The sequence below is a fragment of the Polaromonas sp. P1_G2 genome, from assembly GCF_056405515.1.
The window spans coordinates 1-486 of the sequence record NZ_JBFUBY010000999.1 but is presented as its reverse complement, the minus strand read 5'-3'; the positions used below and the strand labels follow the sequence as shown (position 1 = coordinate 486).

Annotated in this window: 1 protein-coding gene; it reads right to left on the bottom strand. The window is 62.8% G+C overall.

Annotated features, from left to right (window positions below):
• Positions 1-486: LLM class flavin-dependent oxidoreductase (locus AC1D0P_RS28740; protein WP_477679847.1), on the bottom strand; the 486-nt coding region annotated here is incomplete at both ends.

The following is a 486-nucleotide window of genomic DNA, read 5'->3' as shown; positions in this document are numbered from 1 at the left end:
GCTTTATGCAGCGCGATCATACCTTCGGCCACCTGTTCCGGCGTGCCGACAAGCGGGAAACCGCCATGACCGGCGGCCATGCGGTCGCGGATCAGAGCCAGGAGATCATGCGGGAAGGACTGCGCATGGGCGAATTGCAGGCGCACGAGATTGTCGACCGCTTCCCAATCGGCATTGTCCTTGCCGAAATGCTGCAGATAGTCCTTCGCCTCCTTCTCCGTCGGCCGGCAGACGACATGCGAGAAGGTCAGCACACCGACATCACGGCCGACATCCTTCGCCTGCTGCTTCAGTGCGGCGATCTCCTCGGACGAACGGGCGAGATCGATCGCCGGCGTGAACAGGAAATCGGCATTGCGCACGGCAAAGGCGCGGCCTTGGCCTGACCCTGCGGCATTGAGGATCGGCGGCTTGCGGGCAGGGCGGGGATCGCCGAGCACATTCTTGAGCTTGAAGAATTTGCCGTCCCAGTCGAAGGCTTCGGTC